Genomic DNA, 16,738 nt, shown 5'->3' with positions numbered 1-16,738 from the left:
CGCCCCAGACATGAAGGAAGGATTTCGCGAATCGACCCCCACTTGCGACCTGCCGGCTGACGCCTGCGGGTCTAGAGCCTGAACCCGTGGGGGATCAGTTCCTCCCTGGTGTGCTCGATGGGGCCCTTCGCAAGTCCGTCGACGATGACGCGGTCGACGTCGAATTCGACCATCAACTGGCGGCAGTTGCCGCAGGGGTAGCCGGGGGTGTCGCCGCCGTCGAGGCAGGAGACGGCGACGGTGTCGATCTTGCGAACTCCCGCCGAGGAGGCTCGAGCGATCGCCGATCCTTCCGCGCAGATTCCGGAGCCGTAGGCGCTGTTCTCGACATTGGCTCCGGAGTAATGGGTGCCGTCGGCTGCCACCACCACCGCCCCCACCCGGTATTTCGAATAAGGGGCGTACGCGTGCTCCGCAGCTTTACGCGCTTCGGAGATCAATTCCTCGTTCGTGCTCACTCTTCCTCCATCAGCGCGTCGACGAATCGCTCTCCTTGAAAGTGAAGCAGGTCACCGGGACCCTCGCCCACTCCGAGCAGCTTCACCGGCACCCCCAACTCGCGTTCGACGGCGACCGCGATGCCGCCTCGGGCGGTGCCGTCCAGTTTGGTGAGGATGACCCCGGTCACCCCGACAGACCCGACGAACGCCTTGGTTTGGACGATGCCGTTCTGGCCCGCGGTGCCGTCGAGCACCAGCAGCACCTCTGAGACCGGCCCATCGCGTCCAAGGATCCGGACGACCTTGCCGAGTTCGTCCATGAGATTCCGCTTCGAGTGGAGCCGGCCGGCGGTGTCGATGATGACGACGTCGATTCCACGGGCCGCCGCCGCCGAGCGTGCATCGAACGCCACCGAGGCCGGGTCGGCGCCCTCCTGGCCGGCGACCACGTCGACCCCGAGGCGAGCACCCCACTGCTTCAGCTGCTCTGCGGCCGCGGCGCGGAAAGTGTCGGCCGCCCCCAACAGCACCGATTTCCCCTCGCTTTGCAGGAGGGAGGCAATCTTGGCGATCGTCGTGGTCTTGCCCGAGCCGTTCACGCCGACGACGACGATCACCGCCGGGCTTCCCTCCAGGGTGAGGCTCCGATCCCGGTCGGCGAAGGCGGCGATCAACTCGCGCCGCAGCGCTGCCCGCGCCTCCTCAGGCGTCGACACCCCTTGATTGCGGACCCTCTCCACGATCCCCACAGAAGATGCCACCCCGACATCGGCCTCGATCAGCGTCTCCTCGACCCCGGCCCAGAAGGCGTCGTCGATGCCTCTCCCGAAGAGACCGCCGAGCCGCCCCCCGAAACCGCGGATGGCGGGGGGGCGATCGACCGTCGGAGTGACTCGACGGATCTGGGGTGACTCCCGGCGGAATCGCCATCGCCAGACGACGACCCCGATGACGAGGGCGGCGACAACCGCGGCAACCGTCAGAATCGGGTCCATGCCCACACGGTAGTTACGGGGTCGACAGACGAGCCCGGGCGCCCGAAGCCATCGAGTCGATCAGTTCGAGGTTGCCTTTGCCGCAACGGTCATGCGTTTGGCCAGTACTCGCGAGGTCTCGCCGGGCTCCATGGTGACGCCATACAGGATGTCGGCCGCTTCCATCGTCTGCTGCTGGTGGGTGATGATCACCAACTGCGAAGTGTCACGAAGCGTGTCGACGAGCCTGATGAACCGTCGCAAGTTGGCGTCATCGAGTGCCGCCTCGACCTCGTCGAGGACGTAGAAGGGGCTGGGCCGCGAGCGGAACACCCCGAACAGAAAGGCGAGGGCGGCCAGCGATCGCTCGCCGCCCGAGAGCAGGGTGAGGCGCCCCACCTTCTTGCCCATCGGCTGGGCGTGGATCTCCACACCCGTCTCGAGCGGATCGTCGGGGTGGGTGAGTTCGAGGCGGCCAGTGCCACCGGGGAACAGCACCGAGAAGTTCTCGGCGAACTTGGCCGCGATGTCGTCGAACGCATGCCTGAACAGGCGGCCGATCTCCTCGTCGAGAGCCTTGATCACCTTGCGGAGTTCGGACCGGCTCTCCTCTAGATCGGCCAACTGCCCGTCCATGAACTCGACCCGTTCACTGAGTTCGCGGTACTCGGCCGCAGCCAACTGGTTGATCGGACCGAGGCGGCGAAGGGTGGCGTGCAGTGAGTCGGCGTGCGCCTCGGGTTCGACCCCCTCGGGGATCTCGGGCCGAGGAGCGCCGAGCGCTTCCTCCTCGGAGGCGTCGATGTCCCGACGGAGTCCCTCGGAGATCGACTCATCACGCACCCGCAGTTCGGCTGCTTCCACCCCCACCGCCGACAGCGACTCCCTGGCGGATTCGATGATGGAGTTGAGCGCCTCACGCCGTTCGCGCGCTTTGTCCAGCCTCGATCCAGCTTCGCCGGCCTCCGACCGCAGCAGCCGCTGGCGCTCGCGGATTGCGCCCAGGTGGCTGCGAACCGCTTCACCCGCACGGCGGGCGTGGTCCTCGACCCTTGCCAGCAGCGTCACCCGGCCGGTGTCAACCACGGGTTCGCCTCCGGCGAGCGCTCCGGCGACTTCGGCCAGTCGCGTCTCGAGGAGTGAGCGCCGCTCGGCAGCGGCGGCGAGGACGGCGGCCGCCTCTTCGCGGCGCTTGCGGGCATCGTCGCGCCGCCCCGCAATCTCCTCGCGGCGGCGGGCGATGTCGTCCCACGCTGCCTGCCGAACCGAGTCGTCACCTTCGAGGTCATCGACCCTGCTCCGCATCCGCACGATCCGTTCACTCCGCCCGGAAGCAGCCTCTGCGATCGCCCGGGCGCGGGCATCGAGCCGATCGAGCTCAGCCTGGCGCTCCGCCCGTGACCGTTCGAGCAATGCCAGGGTTTCCTCGATCGCAGCCACCCGGCGCTCCATCGCGTTGGAGGCGGCGGCAGCCTCGGCCTCCCGGGCGGTGGAGGCCTGACGCGCCCGAAGCGCGGTGGTTTGCCGGCTGGCGGCGCGGGCGGCATCGGTCTCGGCCCGTTCGGCAGCGACGCGGGCCGCCTCGATCGCCGCGGGGCCGACACCGTCGGGGTGAGCGGCGACGATGCCGACCGAAGTGACCAGATCGCCTTCAGGCGTGACCACCCGTACCCCCGGGTAGGCCGCGACGATCGCTCGTGCCTGGACCCAGCCCTCGACCAGGACGACATCACCGAGCAGCGAGCCCGCCAGTACCCGGTCGGCTCCGGGCCCGAGCAGGTCGACGATGGCGTGCCCACCACCGGACACGGCCGCCTCACGGGCCGGCACCTTGCCGTCGCCGGTGCCGCTGACGAAAGCCACTCCCCCCCGGCCCTCAGACTTCAACGCCCCAGCCGCGGAGGCGACACCGGCGACGTCCCTGGTGACGAATGCGTCCGACCACGGACCCAGGGCGGTGGCGACGGCGGCGATCAACCGGCCGGGTACATCGAGGCGGGCGGCAATCGTGCCCATGACCCCCTCGAGGGCCGCCGCCCGCTCCCGGGTTTCGGGGTCGGCCAGACCTGCCCCGGCCGCTTCCAGCGCCTCCACCCTTGCCCGGGCGGCGGCGAGCACCGTCTCGACAGCCCGATGGGCGTCCTCGGCTGCAGCGAAATCCACTCGATCGCGTTCGGCTGCGATCCCGGCACTCTCATGCTCCCTGGCCAACCGGGAGCGCTCGGCAGACAACTCGCCGGCTTCGCCGCGGAGCCGGTCCAACTCCCTTCCCTCCTCGTCGACGATGGCCGCCACCCCGCCACGGCGCTGCGCCAACTCGGCCGACTCGCGCTCGTCGCGAATTGCGGCGGCCTCGAGGGCGGCGAGGTCACCCCGCATCGAAGCGGCGGCGCCCTCGGCGGGGAGCCGATCGGCATCGGCCAACGATCGCTCCTCCTCTTCGAGCGAGCGGAACATCATCTCGGCGCGATCGGCTGTCTCCCCGGCACCGGTCTCCTCGGTGCGGGTCGCCGCGATCCGACTGGCGAGGTCGTCGTGCTCGGCGGTGAGGTCGCGCCGCCGAGTATCGACCCCGGTCATCGTCGCCTCCAGCGCGATCCGGCGCTCACGGGCGACCAGGGCTATCCGGTGGAACCGCTCGGCCGAAGTCTCGAGGCGCCCTGCGGCCGCGGTGTCGCGGTCGAGTGCCTCTCCGGTCTCGCCTGCGGCGGCTTGCAGGTCTCCAAGACTGGCGACGATGTGCTCGCGTTCGGCCACGGAAGCGTCGAGCGACTTGCGGTTCTCGGTCTCGGTGGTCGAGAGCTCTTGGAGACGGGTCCGTGCATCCCTGAGACGCTCACCCCCCACCCACAGCCGCACGGATCGCCAGGCGTTGCGAACCTCATCGTGGCGAGCGGCGGCACTCGCCTGACGCTTGAGGGGCTTGATCCGCTTCTGCTGCTCGTTGAGCAGATCGCGTAGCCGGGAAAGGTCGATGTCGGTGGCCTCGAGTCGCCGCATCGCCCGGTCGCGGCGTGCCCGATGCTTGACCACACCGGCCGCCTCCTCGATAACTGCCCGATGCTCCTCGGGGCTGGCATTGAGCACTGAGTCGATCCGGCCCTGACCGACGAGAACATGCTGATGGCGCCCCACCCCGCTGTCGGAGAGGAGTTCCTGGATGTCGAGCAGCCGACACGGGGCTCCGTTGATTTCGTACTCGCTCGTGCCGTCCCTGAAGAGCCGCCGGGTCACCGTCACGTCGGCCATGTCGAGTTCGAGACGCCCCGAGGAGTTGTCGAAGGTGAGCGAAACCTCCGCCCGGCCCAGCGCCGACCGTATGGCCGTCCCGGCGAAGATCACGTCCTCCATCTTCGAGGTGCGAAGGGAGGTGGTGGCCTGGGTACCCATGGCCCACGCGATCGCGTCGACCAGGTTCGACTTGCCAGAGCCATTCGGGCCGACGACCACGGTCACCCCGGGCTCGCACTCGATCCTGGTCCGCTCGGCGAAGGACTTGAATCCCACCAGTGTGAGGGTCTTCAGATGCACAAGTGGTCGCAGGGTATCACCCCGAAATCACACGCGTGTTGTTCGTATTTATGGCTCTTCGGCTGACGCCTCATCGCGGTGTCGACTGGGTCCCTGCCCAGCCGACCCTGGGCCTGAGGCCCAGGGTCAAGCCCTGATCCCGAACCCTTCGACGCCCTCTGGCGATGCCTCGGCGGTCTCGACACTGGCCACCTTCGCCTCGGCAGGACCCTGCTCGAGCCACGCCACCATCGCCGCCACCCGCTCCGCTGGCCCCTCGATGTGAGCCTCGACCGCGCCATCCTCCCGATTGCGTACCCATCCGGTCACTCCGATTCGTTCGGCGGCCCGGCGAGTCGACCAGCGAAAACCCACCCCCTGCACCCGCCCGGCAACCACCACCCGGATCGCCTTCATGCCCCACCAACGAAGTCTGCGACGACCTGCTCGTGCTCGGGGCAGAAATAGAGGGCGGCGGAGGCCAGCGTCGCCCCGACCGCGATGCCCTGGGAATCGTCGAGCGCACCCTCCAACTCCTCGATGGTGGATCGCTCGACCCCGAAGAGGATGGCGGCCGCGGAGAGGGCTGCACCATCGACGCCCCCGCCCGCGTCGAGCGAGGCGCAGGCAATGGTGCCGCCCGCGATGAGGGGCTCGTCGTCCAGAACGAGGTCCGCTCCTGCTGAAGCGATCGCGGTCCGCACCGAGGCGAGGAATGCGTCCACGACCGAGGCGTCGCCGGTCTGCGTCGGGCACACCTGCACCAATCCGGCCACGATGACTTCACGAATGATCAGGTCGTCGGCCGGGTCACCGGGTGCTGCCGGCAACCCTTCGATGACCTCCTCGATCGAACCCCCCGACGCGCAAAGGCTGACGATGGCATCGGCGAGATCGTCCGCCGGCATCTCCTCGAACCTCGAACCGTCGAGAGCGCGGTCTGCCTCCGCGGCAAACTGGATGGCGGCCGGCATGAGCCCACTCGAGGAGTCCTCTGGTGTTCCGGCGGAGCAAGCGGCGGCGACCAGGGTCATCGCCACCACCGTCACACTTGACAGCCGGCGCACCAGAAACTGCTCCTATCGCGGATGACGCTCCTCTCGATGATGCCACCACATCGCCGACATGGTTCCCCCTCGCGCCCGTACGCCGCCAGACGCTGCATGTAGTCGCCGGCGCGGCCATCGGGGAGCAGGTACGCGAGGTCGCCCAGGCTCGTCCCCCCGTGGCGGATGCCGGCTTCGAGAACGGGTCTGATGGCCCGCCGGAGTGCCCGCACCTCGAGGGCGTCGAGAGATCCTCCGGGGCGATCAGGACGAATGGCGGCGCGGTGGAGGACCTCGTCGACATAGATGTTGCCGAGGCCACTGACGATCCGTTGGTCGAGCAGCAGCGCCTTGATCGGGCTGGTGCGACCGGCCAGCGCCTGCTCGAGGTCCCGAGAGGTGGGGAGATCGCCGAGCGCGTCCCGTCCGATCCGGCCCTCGAACATCAGCGCCAGTTCGTCGGCCGTCCACGCCGCCACGAACCCGAAAGTGCGCGGATCCACCAGCCTGATCTCTACCGGCCCGTCGATGTGGACGACGACGTTGGTGTGGGGGGCTTCGGCCTCGCCCGGTTCGGCCACCGCGATCCGTCCCGACATCCCCAGGTGAGTCACCCAGGTGATGTCGCCGGCGAGCCGGGCGAGGAGGAACTTGCCTCGTCGGTCGAGCGATTCGATCCGCCGGCCGACGACCCGATCGGCAAAGTCGCCGGGCCGTTCGTGGCGACGGACCATCCGGTCACGCCGCACATCGGCCGCCCGAATCGTGTGCCCGACGATCACCGGGGCGAGAAATCGGCGGGTGGACTCGACCTCAGGCAGCTCAGGCATCGGCGAAGCCGCGCGCTTCGAGCGCCGCCCGGGCAGCGGCCTGTTGGGCGCGCTTCTTCGATGTGCCGGTGCCGCGGCCGATCACTTCGTCTCCTACCCGGACCGTCGCGGCGAATGCCCGCGAGTGGTCGGGTCCCGATCCGATCATGTCGTAGACCGGGACACTTCCCTCCTGGGCGATCACCTCCTGAAGCCTGGTCTTGTAGTCGCGCTCCCCGGGAGCCGAGGCGCGTTCGGCGATGATCGGCCGCCACCGTTCGAGAACGACTTCCCGGGCGGCTTCGAACCCACCGTCGAGAAACACCGCGCCGATCAGAGCCTCCATGCCGTCCGACAGGATCGATGCCTTGTGGCGGCCCCCGCTGGCCTCCTCGCCACGGCTGACGCGCAGCGACGCGTCGAGGCCGATCGAGCGGGCGACCACGGCCAGCGTCGCCTCGTTGACGACCCCCGCCCGCACCTTTGCCATCTCGCCCTCGGTCAGATCCCAGGCTTCGTGGAGTTCAGTCGAGACGATCAGCCCCAGCACCGCGTCGCCGAGGAACTCGAGGCGCTCGTTCGATTCGTCGGTGTCCTCCTCGCCGATCCACGACCGGTGGGTGAGGGCGAGGTCGAGAAGCGAGCGGTCGGCAAAGGTGTGGCCCAGGGCAGTCTCCAGTGCCGGGGCGGGCTCAGCCACCACTCAGCCCGGCCTCGATGCGCGCCACCAGTCCCCGCTCGGCGCCTTCGGCGGCCATCGCGAGGGCATTGGCGATGGCGACGCGCGACGACGACCCGTGTGCGATCACCACGGTGCCCTTGACCCCGACGAGGTGCGCTCCGCCATATGCCTCGGGATCAAACCGGGCGCGCAGCGCCATGAGGCGGGGGAGGATCACCTGGGCCGCGGTCTGCACTTCGGGATCGGTGTCCGACGAGATCGCCTCGAGGATCACCCGGGCCACTGCCCGGACCGAGCCCTCGGCGGTCTTGAGAAGCACATTGCCGGTGAAACCGTCGGTCACGATCACATCGGCCTTACCTCGGCCCAGGTCGCGGCCCTCGACATTGCCGACGAAGCGGATGCCCGCCTGCCCGGAAAGGACCTTGTGGGCCTCGCGCTCGAGATCGCGGCCCTTCCCCTCCTCCTCACCGATGTTGAGCAGACCCACCGTGGGCTCGGTGACCCCGAGGTACACCTCGGCCACCACCGATCCCATGACGGCGAATTGGGCAAGGTGGCTGGCCTTGACGTCGATGTTGGCGCCGGCGTCGAGCACCACGGTCGGGGTGCCCAGCGGGAAGATGGTGGCGATGGCTGGCCGGGATACGCCGGGGATACGCCCGATGACGATGGCGGCCGCAGCCATTGCCGCTCCGGTCGATCCGGCCGAGACCATGCCAGCGGCCAAGCCTTCGCTGACCAGACGGGCGGCGACGCTCACCGATGCGCCCTTCTTCTCCCGGATCGCGGCGGCGGGGTCATCGCTCATGTCGATCACATCGGGGGCGTGAACGATCGGGAGATCGGGGCCGGCCTTCTCGAGTTCGGTGCGGAGAAGGCCCTCGTCGCCTACGAGGACGACATCGACCCCGCGGGCCGACGCGTCGATCGCGCCAAGAACCGTCTGCTGTGGGGCGAAGTCCCCGCCCATGGCGTCGAGCGCTATACGGACCATGAAATGGGCCTCAAGATATGCGGAAATCGTTCACGGCACCAATGAGAAGTCGTTATTGCCGATCGCCGCCATGACCTCAGCTGGGGAGGACCTCCCGGCCCTTGTACGTACCGCACTCCTTGCAGACGCGGTGAGAAAGCTTGGGCGCGTTGCACTGCGGGCAGCGAATGGTGGCAGTAGGAGTGATCTTCCACATCGCCTTCCGCCGCCGGGTGCGGGAGGCGGACATCTTCTTCTTCGGGACCGCCATGACGCGCCTTTCGAGACCTCAGGATTCGAACAATTCCCGCAACGACGCAAACGGGGAGTCACCATCCTCGTCATGCCCCGGGCAGGAGTTGGTATTCAAGTCGCCCCCGCACGTGGCGCAAATTCCGCGACAGTCGGGCTTGCACGTCGGAACAAGCGTCACCGACAGCAATACGGCGTCGCGTATGGGGATTTCGAGGTCGGCGACGTCTCCGTCGAGGGGGTAGGCGTCGGGATCCTCATCGAGCCCGAGCACCTCGGAGAACTCGACTCGAAGGGGTTCGGCCCACTCCACCAGGCAGCGGTGGCAGGTGTGGGTGACGTCGGTGTCGATCACCCCCCGGACGAGCACTCCGCCGGCGGCGCCCTGCAACACCAGATCGGCGTGCAGATGAGGCCCCACCACCGACAACTCGAGGGGCCACTCGATCTCGGCGTCGATGGTGACGGAACGGCGTTTGCCGCCATCACCGTGGACATCGGAAACGGGGATGCGGAAGGGAGCATGTCCCCGGGTCATTGGTGCCTCGTCTTAGGGGGTGAGCGAATAGGTCGCTGGCTTCATAGGGTCTCGGCTTGTGGCAAGCCGAGACCCTATCCCGGGGCGAGCCTATTCGCTCACCCCCTTCAGTCTTCGTGGCGCCGCGCCTGGTGCAGCTCTGCGCGGAACCCTCTCACCTGAGAGAGTAGATCGGACAGCACCGTTTCGGTTTGCTCGAACGCCTGCTCCGAGTAGTCCTCTGCCTCGAGCCGGATCCGTGTCGCCTCGTTCTCGGCGTGGCGGATCAGGGCGTTGGCCTCGTCGACCGCTTCCTTCACGATGTACGACTCGGTCACCAATTCCTCGGAACGCTGTCGGGCTCGTTCGAGCATCTCGCGCGCCTTCTCATTGGTACGGGCCACGAACGCCTCACGCTCCCGCACCATCCAACGCGCCGCCCGCAGCTCCTCGGGGAGGTCGTCGCGCAGGCGATAGAGCATGTCGATGAGCCGGTCGCGATCGAGCATCACGTTGCCCGAGAGGGGAACCGTTCGGGCCCCTTCGACGGCGATGATCAACTCGTCGACGAGTTCGAGCAGTTCACCCAACCGGGGCGGTACCGGGATCTCGTCGGGGGGATCGATGCCAAGGTCGTGCTCGTCGGTCATTTGCGGAACCTCTCCTGAAGGGCCTTGGCGACGACATCGGGGACGAGTTCATCCACCGATCCCCCGAATCCGGCTACTTCCTTCACCAGTGACGAAGACAGGTAGCCGAACTCAGGCTTCGTGGCGATGAACATGGTCACGATGCCGGAAAGCTGTCGGTTCATCTGCGCGAGCTGGATCTCGTAGTCGAAGTCGGTCATCGCCCGCAGGCCCTTCACCACGATGTCGGCGCCGATCTCACGGGCGAAGTCGACGAGCAGGCCCTCGAACCCGGCCACCTCGACGGTGTCCCAGGGGCAGCACTCCTCGAGCATCGCCTTGCGCTCTTCGATAGTGAACAGCGGCTGCTTCGACGGATTGGTTACCACTCCGACCACCACCCGATCGAACACCGCCACGCAGCGCGACACGACATCGACATGCCCGTTGGTCGGCGGGTCGAAACTGCCAGGGACCAGAGCCGTGATCACCGATCCTCCTTGGTCAGCATGGTGACCTCCGCATCTCCGTATCGGTGCCGACCGGCAACCTCGAGACCGGGAGGCAACGCGGGTTCGCCGGATCCCACCCTGCGGTGGAGCACCACGATCGCGCCGTCGACCAGCCTACGGGTCAATAGACCGAGAACCTGTTCAACCGACGGTAGTGCCAGGTCGTAGGGGGGGTCAACGAATGCGAGATCCACTCGCGCCCCCGGCTTCTTGAGGTGATCCTCGACCTTCTCGGGGACGACCACCCCACCGAGCGCGACCGTGTCGACGTTCTCCCGCAGTACCCGGGCCACATCGCGCCGCCACTCGACGAAGGTGGCTGACTCCGCCCCTCTGCTCAACGCCTCAAGGCCCAGGCTGCCGGATCCTGCGTAGAGATCGAGCACCCGGGCCCCGTTGACCGCCGAGCCGAGCGAGGAGAAGATCGCCTCCTTCACCCGGTCCATCATCGGCCGGGTGGAGTCACCGGGCGGACCCTTGAGCCGGCGTCCCTTGGCGGCTCCGGCGATGATCCTCACGAGATGAACAGCCAGTCGTCGGCCTCGCCGAGCAGCGCCCGTATCTCCTCGGCCAATTCCGGATGGGTCACCAGTTCGGGATCATTGGCGACGAGGGCGAAAGCCTCCCGGCGAGAAGTGACCAGCATCTCGGTGTCGCGCAGGATGTCGGCGAGGTGGAGGTCGGCCATGCCTGCCTGCTTGGCGCCGAAGACGGTGCCGTGGCCCCGGATGCGAAGGTCCTCCTCGGCGAGAAAGAAGCCGTCGTTGCTCTCCGCCATCGCCGCCAGCCGCTGCTCTCCTTCGGGGGTACCGGGGTCGGCGATCAGGATGCAATACGACTGATGCTCGCCGCGCCCCACCCGGCCACGCAGTTGATGCAATTGGCTCAGCCCGAATCGATCGGCGTCCTCGACCACCATCACGGTGGCGTTGGCGATGTCGATGCCCACCTCGATCACCGTGGTGGCGACGAGCACGTCGACTTCGCCGGCCCGCATCCGTCCCATCACCTCTTCCTTGTCGGCGGACCGCATCTGGCCGTGGATCAGGCCAACCCGCAAGTCGGAGAACACCGTCGACAGGCGCTCGTGCTCGGCGGTCGCCGACGCCGCTTGCAACTTCTCGGAGTCCTCCACCAGCGGGCACACCACGAAGACCTGGCGGCCGGCGGCGACCTCCTTGCGGATCAACGAGTACACCTCGGCGAGCGATCCCGGATCAGGTGGGACCACCCGGGTGATCACCGGGAGCCGACCACCCGGCATCTCGTCGAGAATGCTCATGTCGAGGTCGCCGTAAAGGGTCATCGCCAGCGTGCGCGGGATCGGGGTCGCCGTCATGATCAGCAGGTCGGGTTCGGGGCCGGTGGCCTTCTCCTTGAGTTGCACCCGCTGGTGCACCCCGAACCGATGCTGCTCGTCGATGACGGCCACCCCTAGCCGGCTGAACTCCACCCCCTCCTGGATGAGGGCGTGGGTGCCGACGACGATGTCGACCGTCCCTTCGGCGATGCGGGATAGCACCGTCGCGCGGTCGGGCGACGACCCGGTGAGAAGTGACATCCGCACGCCGACCCACAGCGCCATCGGGGCGAGACCGAGGAAGTGCTGCTCAGCGAGCACCTCGGTGGGCGCCATCACCGCCCCCTGATAACCACCCTGGACCGCGGTGAGCAGAGCCGCCATGGCGACCACCGTCTTGCCCGACCCCACTTCCCCCTGGAGCAGCCGGTGCATCGGATGGGGTGAGCTCATGTCGCCCTGGATCTCGGCGATCACTTTCTTCTGGGCATTGGTGAGCGTGTAGGGGAGCACATCGATGAACTCATCGACCAGACCGCCGTCCACAGAATGGGCGATGCCCTCGGCTGCCTGGATCTGTCGGTGCTTACGCACGGCCAGCGCGACCTCGAGCCGGAAGAACTCGTCGAATACCAGCCGGTCTCGCGCCGGGTCGATCAGTCCCATCTCCTCGGGGAAGTGAATGTCGGCGATCGCCGTGTCGCGGTCGATGAGGCCGAGGCGCTCCCGGATCCCCGGCGGGACCGGGTCGGTGACCGGACGCGCCCGGAGAAGGGCGTTGTGGATCGCCCGCCGCATGTGCCCCGGTCCTACCCCTCCGGCGGTCGGGTGGACCGGCATCACCCTGCCCGTGGTGAGCGACTCCGAAGGGCGATCGAGCACGTCGGCATCGGGCGACGCCATCTGCAGCCGTCCCCGGTAGCGCTCGACCGTGCCGGAGAGGGCGACCTCCACTCCCTCGGTGAGCTGCGTCGCTCGGAACCCCTGGTTGAACCACGTGGCGACGAGCAATCCGGAGCCGTCGTCAATCGTTGCTTCCACGATGGTGAGATTGCGCCGTGGCCGGCGAGTCGACACCTTTGTCACCCGGCCGATCACGGTGATCTCCTCGCCCAGCGGCAGCTCGCCCAGCGGCAAGAGACGGGACCGATCGACGTAGCGGCGGGGAACGTGCATCAACAGATCGGCGACCGACTCGATGCCGGCCTTGCGCAGGTTCGCTCCCCGTTTGCCCGTCAAGCCTTGCACCCGCTCGATCGGGATCCCGGCGAGATAAGCGAGGCTGCGCCCGCTCACTCGACCCCGAAGATGTAGGGGTAGAGCGGCTGGCCGCCGTCGATGACCGACACCTCCACCGCGGGATGGTCATCGGCCAGGTGAGCAACCAGGGCGGCAGTGGCGGCGGCGGCGGCGTCGCTCCCGGTGAAGATCGTGATCATCTCGGCGTCGTTGGCCACCAACGCATCCATCACCCTGGTGGCTGCCGGTGCCAGCTCGTGTTCGACCAGTGCCACGTCGCCCCCGATGATCCCCAGCCAGTCCCCCTCCTCGCAGGCGCCCACCGGCGTCATGGCGCCGCGGACCGCCTGGGTCACCTCACCCCACGCGACCGAACCTGCCGCCGAGGCCATTGCCTTCACCAGCTCGTCGGGGTCGGCACCGGGGAGGTAGGCGATCATCGCCGCGAGCCCCTCTGGCACCGAACGCGTGGGCACAACGAGGACTCGTTTCGACGAGAGCGCATCGAGCTGCTCGGCGACGGGAATGATGTTCTTGTTGTTGGGCAGCACGATCACCGTGTTCGCCGCCGTCGAGTCGACGACGGCCAGCATCTCCCGCACCGAAGGGTTCATCGTTTGGCCGCCGACGACCAGACCCTGCGCTCCGGCGTCGCGAAATAGCTCGACGATCCCGTCACCCACCGCCACCGCCACCACCCCGACCTCCATCTCTGCGAACTCGGGCAACGGACTGAAGGACAGAGCCCGGTGGAACGCCTCCTCGGCCGCCTGATCCAGCAGGTCCGTGATCTTGATGCGCTCGGGTCGGCCCAAGGCGATGCCGGCTTCGACCGCAGGGCCGACGTCATCCGTGTGGATGTGGCAGTTCCACACCCCCTCTGCGCCGACGACGACGATCGAATCCCCCATATCCGACCAGGACTCCCGCAGCCGGTCACCGGCATCGGGATCGTCCGCGTGGAGCAGGAACATCACCTCGTAGCGGAGCAAGGCGACCGAGTGGTCTGGATCGGCACCGCTACTGGGGATCAGTTGCGCCGCGGCGGCGCGGAAGATCGCCTCGGGCAGCACCACGTCTTCACCGGTCACCTCCTCGAGGAAGGCCACCAGTAGCAGCAAGAACCCGGCGCCGCCGGCATCGACCACTCCCGCCTCCTTGAGGACCGGCAGCAGGTCGGGGGTCGAGTGGAGCGCGTCCTCGGCGCGTTGGTAGATCCTCAGGAGAAACGCCGCGAGATCCTCCCCTTCGGGGGTGTCGGCATCTTGGGCGGCTTCAGCGGCCTCGCGCAGCACGGTGAGAATGGTGCCTTCGACTGGCCGACCGACGGCCCTGTAGGCGGCGACCGAGGCGCGGCCGAGAGCGTCGACCAACTGCGCCGTGCCCAGCGATGGGGAGCCGCGAAAGGCGTTGGCGAGCCCGGCGAGGATCTGCGACAGAATGATCCCGCTGTTCCCCTGGGCGCCCATCAGCGAGCCGTGGGCGAGAGCAGTGGCAACCTGATCCATCGTCTCGGCAGGCCGAACCTCGTTCATCACCGATTCGAGGGTGAGGGTCATGTTCGTACCGGTGTCGCCGTCGGGGACCGGATACACATTGAGCCGATTGAGGGCATCCCGATGCTGGTGCAGGCGATCGAGGTACCGCTGGAGGATCGATTTGAGGTCCTGCGCACGAAGCAACAAACGGTGGGCAGCCACCCGAGGAGTATACGGAGGGCCTGCTCCCGCCCCGGCTTAAGCCCCAGCAAGACCGGCCCGGGCTGACCGGAACCGCCGAAGACCTACTCGGTCGGGCTACGCCTTCTCGATCTTGCCGGCCTTGATGCACGACGTGCACACGTGGGCACGGCGGGAGTTGCTCCCGTGGCGCACCCGGACGCGCTGGATGTTCGGCACCCACCGGCGACTGCTACGCCGGTGCGAGTGGCTGACCTGTTTACCGACCCACGGCTCTTTTCCGCAGACCTCACAACGAAAAGACAAGGGAACCTCCGAAGCGGAGGTGAACAGTAACACGGGGGAACAGGGTCCAGACCCTCCGCTCGCGTTCCACTACTCCTGCCAATTGCCAATTGCCAATTGCGGGGCCGAGCGCAGCGAGGCCCTCTTCTATACTCCCCGCTCTATGCAGGGTGTCGTCAAGGTGTATGACCCGAAGACCGGGTTCGGCGTGGTCGTGCTCGACTCCGATCAGTCCGAAGTGTTCCTTCAGCCGGGCAGTTTGAAGGACAGCGTCTTCCGGGTGCTCAGGCAGGGTCAACGGATCGTCTTCGAGGTCGACTCCAGCGGCGCCAAGCCTTTCGCCAGCCGGGTGCGAATGGGGTCCGACGGCTACTGATCCGACCGCCGTTCGAACCCCCTCATGGCTCTTCCACCAGCCGCTGCTTCTGCCGCTCGTACAGCCGGTTCAGTACCGCCCCCACGGCAACGGCGAGGCGCTGTGCTCGGATCGACGAAAAGAAGTCGAAGCCGTGATGAGCCCAGGGCACTTCGATGTATCCCGCCGGAGGCCCGCCCGCTCCCCGCAGCCTCTGCGCCAGCAGCCTCGACTCCTCGGCGTTGACGAGAGAGTCGTCACCGCCATGCACCACCAGGAACGGAGGCCGGTCTGCCGTGGCCCGATGGATCGGCGATGCCGTCAGCCACGCCTCCCGATGGGTCACTGGATCCGATTTCATGATCTGAGTCACCAAGTACGGCCACTTCGCCGACACGCCATCGGAGGCGAGCATGTCGTGAACGCCGTAGAAAGGCACAGCCAATTGCACGCGGGCCGCTCCGTTGCCGAGGCCCGCCAGCGCCGCCAGGTGTCCCCCAGCCGATCCGCCGGTGACGGCGACGAAACCGGGATCGATCCCCAGTTCGTCGGCATTCCCTCTGGCCCATGCGATAAGGCGCTCGACGTCGTGGAGGTGGTCCGGGAAGGTGGCCTCAGGGCTGAGGCGGTAGGTGGCGGCAAGCACCACCCACCCCGACCGGGCCATATGTCTGAGCAGCGGCCGTGCCTGCTGCCCCTTCTCGCCCCGCCACCATCCGCCGCCGTGGAGGTGGATCAGCACCGGGGCGGGGCCAGTGAAACCCACCGAGGTCACCCGATCCACCAAATGCCGCTCGTGGGGTCCGTACGAATGGGTTTCCAGCCGGAGACCGCTCGCAAGCGGCGGGAACGGGCGCAGCAGCGTGCGAAGCCGGATACGCGGTACGACCACGTTCTCGCCGAGCACCTGCTCGACCCCGGCGACGATCGCCGCCCGTCCCCGCAGGCTGCGGAATAGAGCTAGGAGGAACCCGGACGCGCCCAACCCCATGAGCAGCAAGCCGATCATCCCGGCCCAACCCGCCGTCCACTCGGCGGCAATGAACACTGAGGCGACCAAGCCGATCCCGCCGAGGAACCAGGGGGCCAGTTCCGCCGCCGCCATTGCCGGCCCCCACCACGGCCCCCGCATCCCCCGGCCCATCGTGGAGGTGACTCCGAGAACGAGCGCGGTGAGCGACAGCGCCAGGAAAACGAAAGACATCCGCCAAGAGTACGGCACCCGCCCCAACCCTTGAACACCGGCGCGGGTATAGTCCGCGGAGGACGACGACCCCTAAGGAGTGACATGGTCGAGGCCTACGTGCTGATCCAGACCGAGGTCGGAAAAGCGGCCCAGGTGGCAATGGAAGTCGGGAAGATCGACGGTGTGAAAGCATCCGAAGCCGTCACCGGGCCCTACGACGCCATCGTCCATGTATCCGCGGACGACGTCGATTCACTCGGCAAGTTGGTCGTGGCCAAGATCCAGTCCGTCGAGGGGATCACCCGCACCCTGACCTGCCCGGTCGTCAAGCTCTAAGAGCCTCGCTG

At 67.6% G+C, this 16,738-nt stretch carries 19 protein-coding genes; 2 read left to right on the top strand and 17 right to left on the bottom strand.

The genetic code is table 11. The features are described 5' to 3' along the window. Positions 1-71: 71 nt before the first annotated feature. The 16 genes from WD184_10525 to rpmB all read right to left on the bottom strand — a co-directional run bounded on the left by WD184_10525 (position 72) and on the right by rpmB (position 14,871). Positions 72-458, bottom strand: a complete 387-nt coding sequence (locus WD184_10525; protein ID MEX0827170.1) for a cytidine deaminase — start codon at positions 456-458, stop codon at positions 72-74. After that, positions 455-1,435 (bottom strand): signal recognition particle-docking protein FtsY, encoded by a 981-nt coding sequence (ftsY, locus tag WD184_10520; protein ID MEX0827169.1) that lies wholly within the window; start codon positions 1,433-1,435, stop codon positions 455-457. Before ftsY ends, WD184_10525 begins: the two co-directional genes overlap by 4 nt. Positions 1,436-1,495: 60 nt before the next feature. After that, complete coding sequence (gene smc, locus WD184_10515) at positions 1,496-4,945, bottom strand: chromosome segregation protein SMC (GenBank protein MEX0827168.1); 3,450 nt, start codon at positions 4,943-4,945, stop codon at positions 1,496-1,498. A 126-nt stretch (positions 4,946-5,071) separates the two neighbouring features. Then, positions 5,072-5,341 (bottom strand): acylphosphatase, encoded by a 270-nt coding sequence (locus tag WD184_10510; protein MEX0827167.1) that lies wholly within the window; start codon positions 5,339-5,341, stop codon positions 5,072-5,074. Then, a complete protein-coding gene (locus WD184_10505; GenBank protein MEX0827166.1) occupies positions 5,338-5,991 on the bottom strand; it encodes a hypothetical protein in 654 nt (217 codons plus the stop codon). The genes WD184_10510 and WD184_10505 overlap by 4 nt, the downstream gene beginning before the upstream one ends. Then, a complete protein-coding gene (gene mutM, locus WD184_10500) occupies positions 5,970-6,800 on the bottom strand; it encodes a bifunctional DNA-formamidopyrimidine glycosylase/DNA-(apurinic or apyrimidinic site) lyase (protein MEX0827165.1) in 831 nt (276 codons plus the stop codon). The genes WD184_10505 and mutM overlap by 22 nt, the downstream gene beginning before the upstream one ends. Continuing rightward, entirely contained in the window at positions 6,793-7,479 is a 687-nt protein-coding gene (rnc, locus tag WD184_10495; GenBank protein MEX0827164.1) for a ribonuclease III, read from the bottom strand. The genes mutM and rnc overlap by 8 nt, the downstream gene beginning before the upstream one ends. Then, positions 7,472-8,458 carry a phosphate acyltransferase PlsX gene (plsX, locus tag WD184_10490; GenBank protein ID MEX0827163.1) on the bottom strand — a complete coding sequence of 329 codons (987 nt, stop codon included), beginning with the start codon at positions 8,456-8,458 and terminating at the stop codon, positions 7,472-7,474. The genes rnc and plsX overlap by 8 nt, the downstream gene beginning before the upstream one ends. Before the next feature lie 76 nt (positions 8,459-8,534). Beyond that, a complete protein-coding gene (gene rpmF / locus WD184_10485; GenBank protein MEX0827162.1) occupies positions 8,535-8,708 on the bottom strand; it encodes a 50S ribosomal protein L32 in 174 nt (57 codons plus the stop codon). A gap of 18 nt (positions 8,709-8,726) precedes the next feature. Continuing rightward, a complete protein-coding gene (locus tag WD184_10480) occupies positions 8,727-9,227 on the bottom strand; it encodes a DUF177 domain-containing protein (GenBank protein MEX0827161.1) in 501 nt (166 codons plus the stop codon). A gap of 107 nt (positions 9,228-9,334) precedes the next feature. Further along, a complete protein-coding gene (locus tag WD184_10475) occupies positions 9,335-9,856 on the bottom strand; it encodes a hypothetical protein (protein ID MEX0827160.1) in 522 nt (173 codons plus the stop codon). After that, positions 9,853-10,326, bottom strand: a complete 474-nt coding sequence (gene coaD, locus WD184_10470) for a pantetheine-phosphate adenylyltransferase (protein MEX0827159.1) — start codon at positions 10,324-10,326, stop codon at positions 9,853-9,855. The genes WD184_10475 and coaD overlap by 4 nt, the downstream gene beginning before the upstream one ends. After that, the gene (rsmD, locus tag WD184_10465) at positions 10,323-10,865 is read right to left on the bottom strand and encodes a 16S rRNA (guanine(966)-N(2))-methyltransferase RsmD (GenBank protein MEX0827158.1); all 543 of its coding nucleotides are present in this window, start codon (positions 10,863-10,865) and stop codon (positions 10,323-10,325) included. Before rsmD ends, coaD begins: the two co-directional genes overlap by 4 nt. Next, on the bottom strand, positions 10,862-12,943 hold the full coding sequence (gene recG / locus WD184_10460) for an ATP-dependent DNA helicase RecG (protein MEX0827157.1): 2,082 nt from the start codon (positions 12,941-12,943) through the stop codon (positions 10,862-10,864). The genes rsmD and recG overlap by 4 nt, the downstream gene beginning before the upstream one ends. Continuing rightward, complete coding sequence (locus WD184_10455) at positions 12,940-14,586, bottom strand: DAK2 domain-containing protein (protein ID MEX0827156.1); 1,647 nt, start codon at positions 14,584-14,586, stop codon at positions 12,940-12,942. The genes recG and WD184_10455 overlap by 4 nt, the downstream gene beginning before the upstream one ends. Before the next feature lie 96 nt (positions 14,587-14,682). Then, positions 14,683-14,871, bottom strand: coding sequence for a 50S ribosomal protein L28 (gene rpmB, locus WD184_10450; protein MEX0827155.1), 189 nt, complete (start codon positions 14,869-14,871; stop codon positions 14,683-14,685). A 142-nt stretch (positions 14,872-15,013) separates the two neighbouring features. Between rpmB and WD184_10445 the strand changes: the two genes are divergently transcribed. Then, positions 15,014-15,226: a cold shock domain-containing protein gene (locus tag WD184_10445; GenBank protein ID MEX0827154.1), complete on the top strand. Its 213-nt coding sequence runs from the start codon at positions 15,014-15,016 to the stop codon at positions 15,224-15,226. Positions 15,227-15,248: 22 nt separating this feature from the next. On the opposite strand, the gene WD184_10440 is transcribed toward WD184_10445, so the two are convergent. Further along, complete coding sequence (locus WD184_10440; protein ID MEX0827153.1) at positions 15,249-16,409, bottom strand: alpha/beta hydrolase; 1,161 nt, start codon at positions 16,407-16,409, stop codon at positions 15,249-15,251. Positions 16,410-16,493: 84 nt separating this feature from the next. Between WD184_10440 and WD184_10435 the strand changes: the two genes are divergently transcribed. Then, entirely contained in the window at positions 16,494-16,727 is a 234-nt protein-coding gene (locus WD184_10435; protein ID MEX0827152.1) for an Lrp/AsnC ligand binding domain-containing protein, read from the top strand. Positions 16,728-16,738 lie beyond the last annotated feature (11 nt).

The sequence above is a fragment of the Acidimicrobiia bacterium genome, assembly GCA_040878325.1.
Taxonomy (GTDB): Bacteria; Actinomycetota; Acidimicrobiia; order Spongiisociales; family UBA11373; genus JAUYIV01.
The sequence above is the reverse complement of the archived record's forward strand: the minus strand, read 5'-3'. Positions and strand labels throughout refer to the sequence as shown.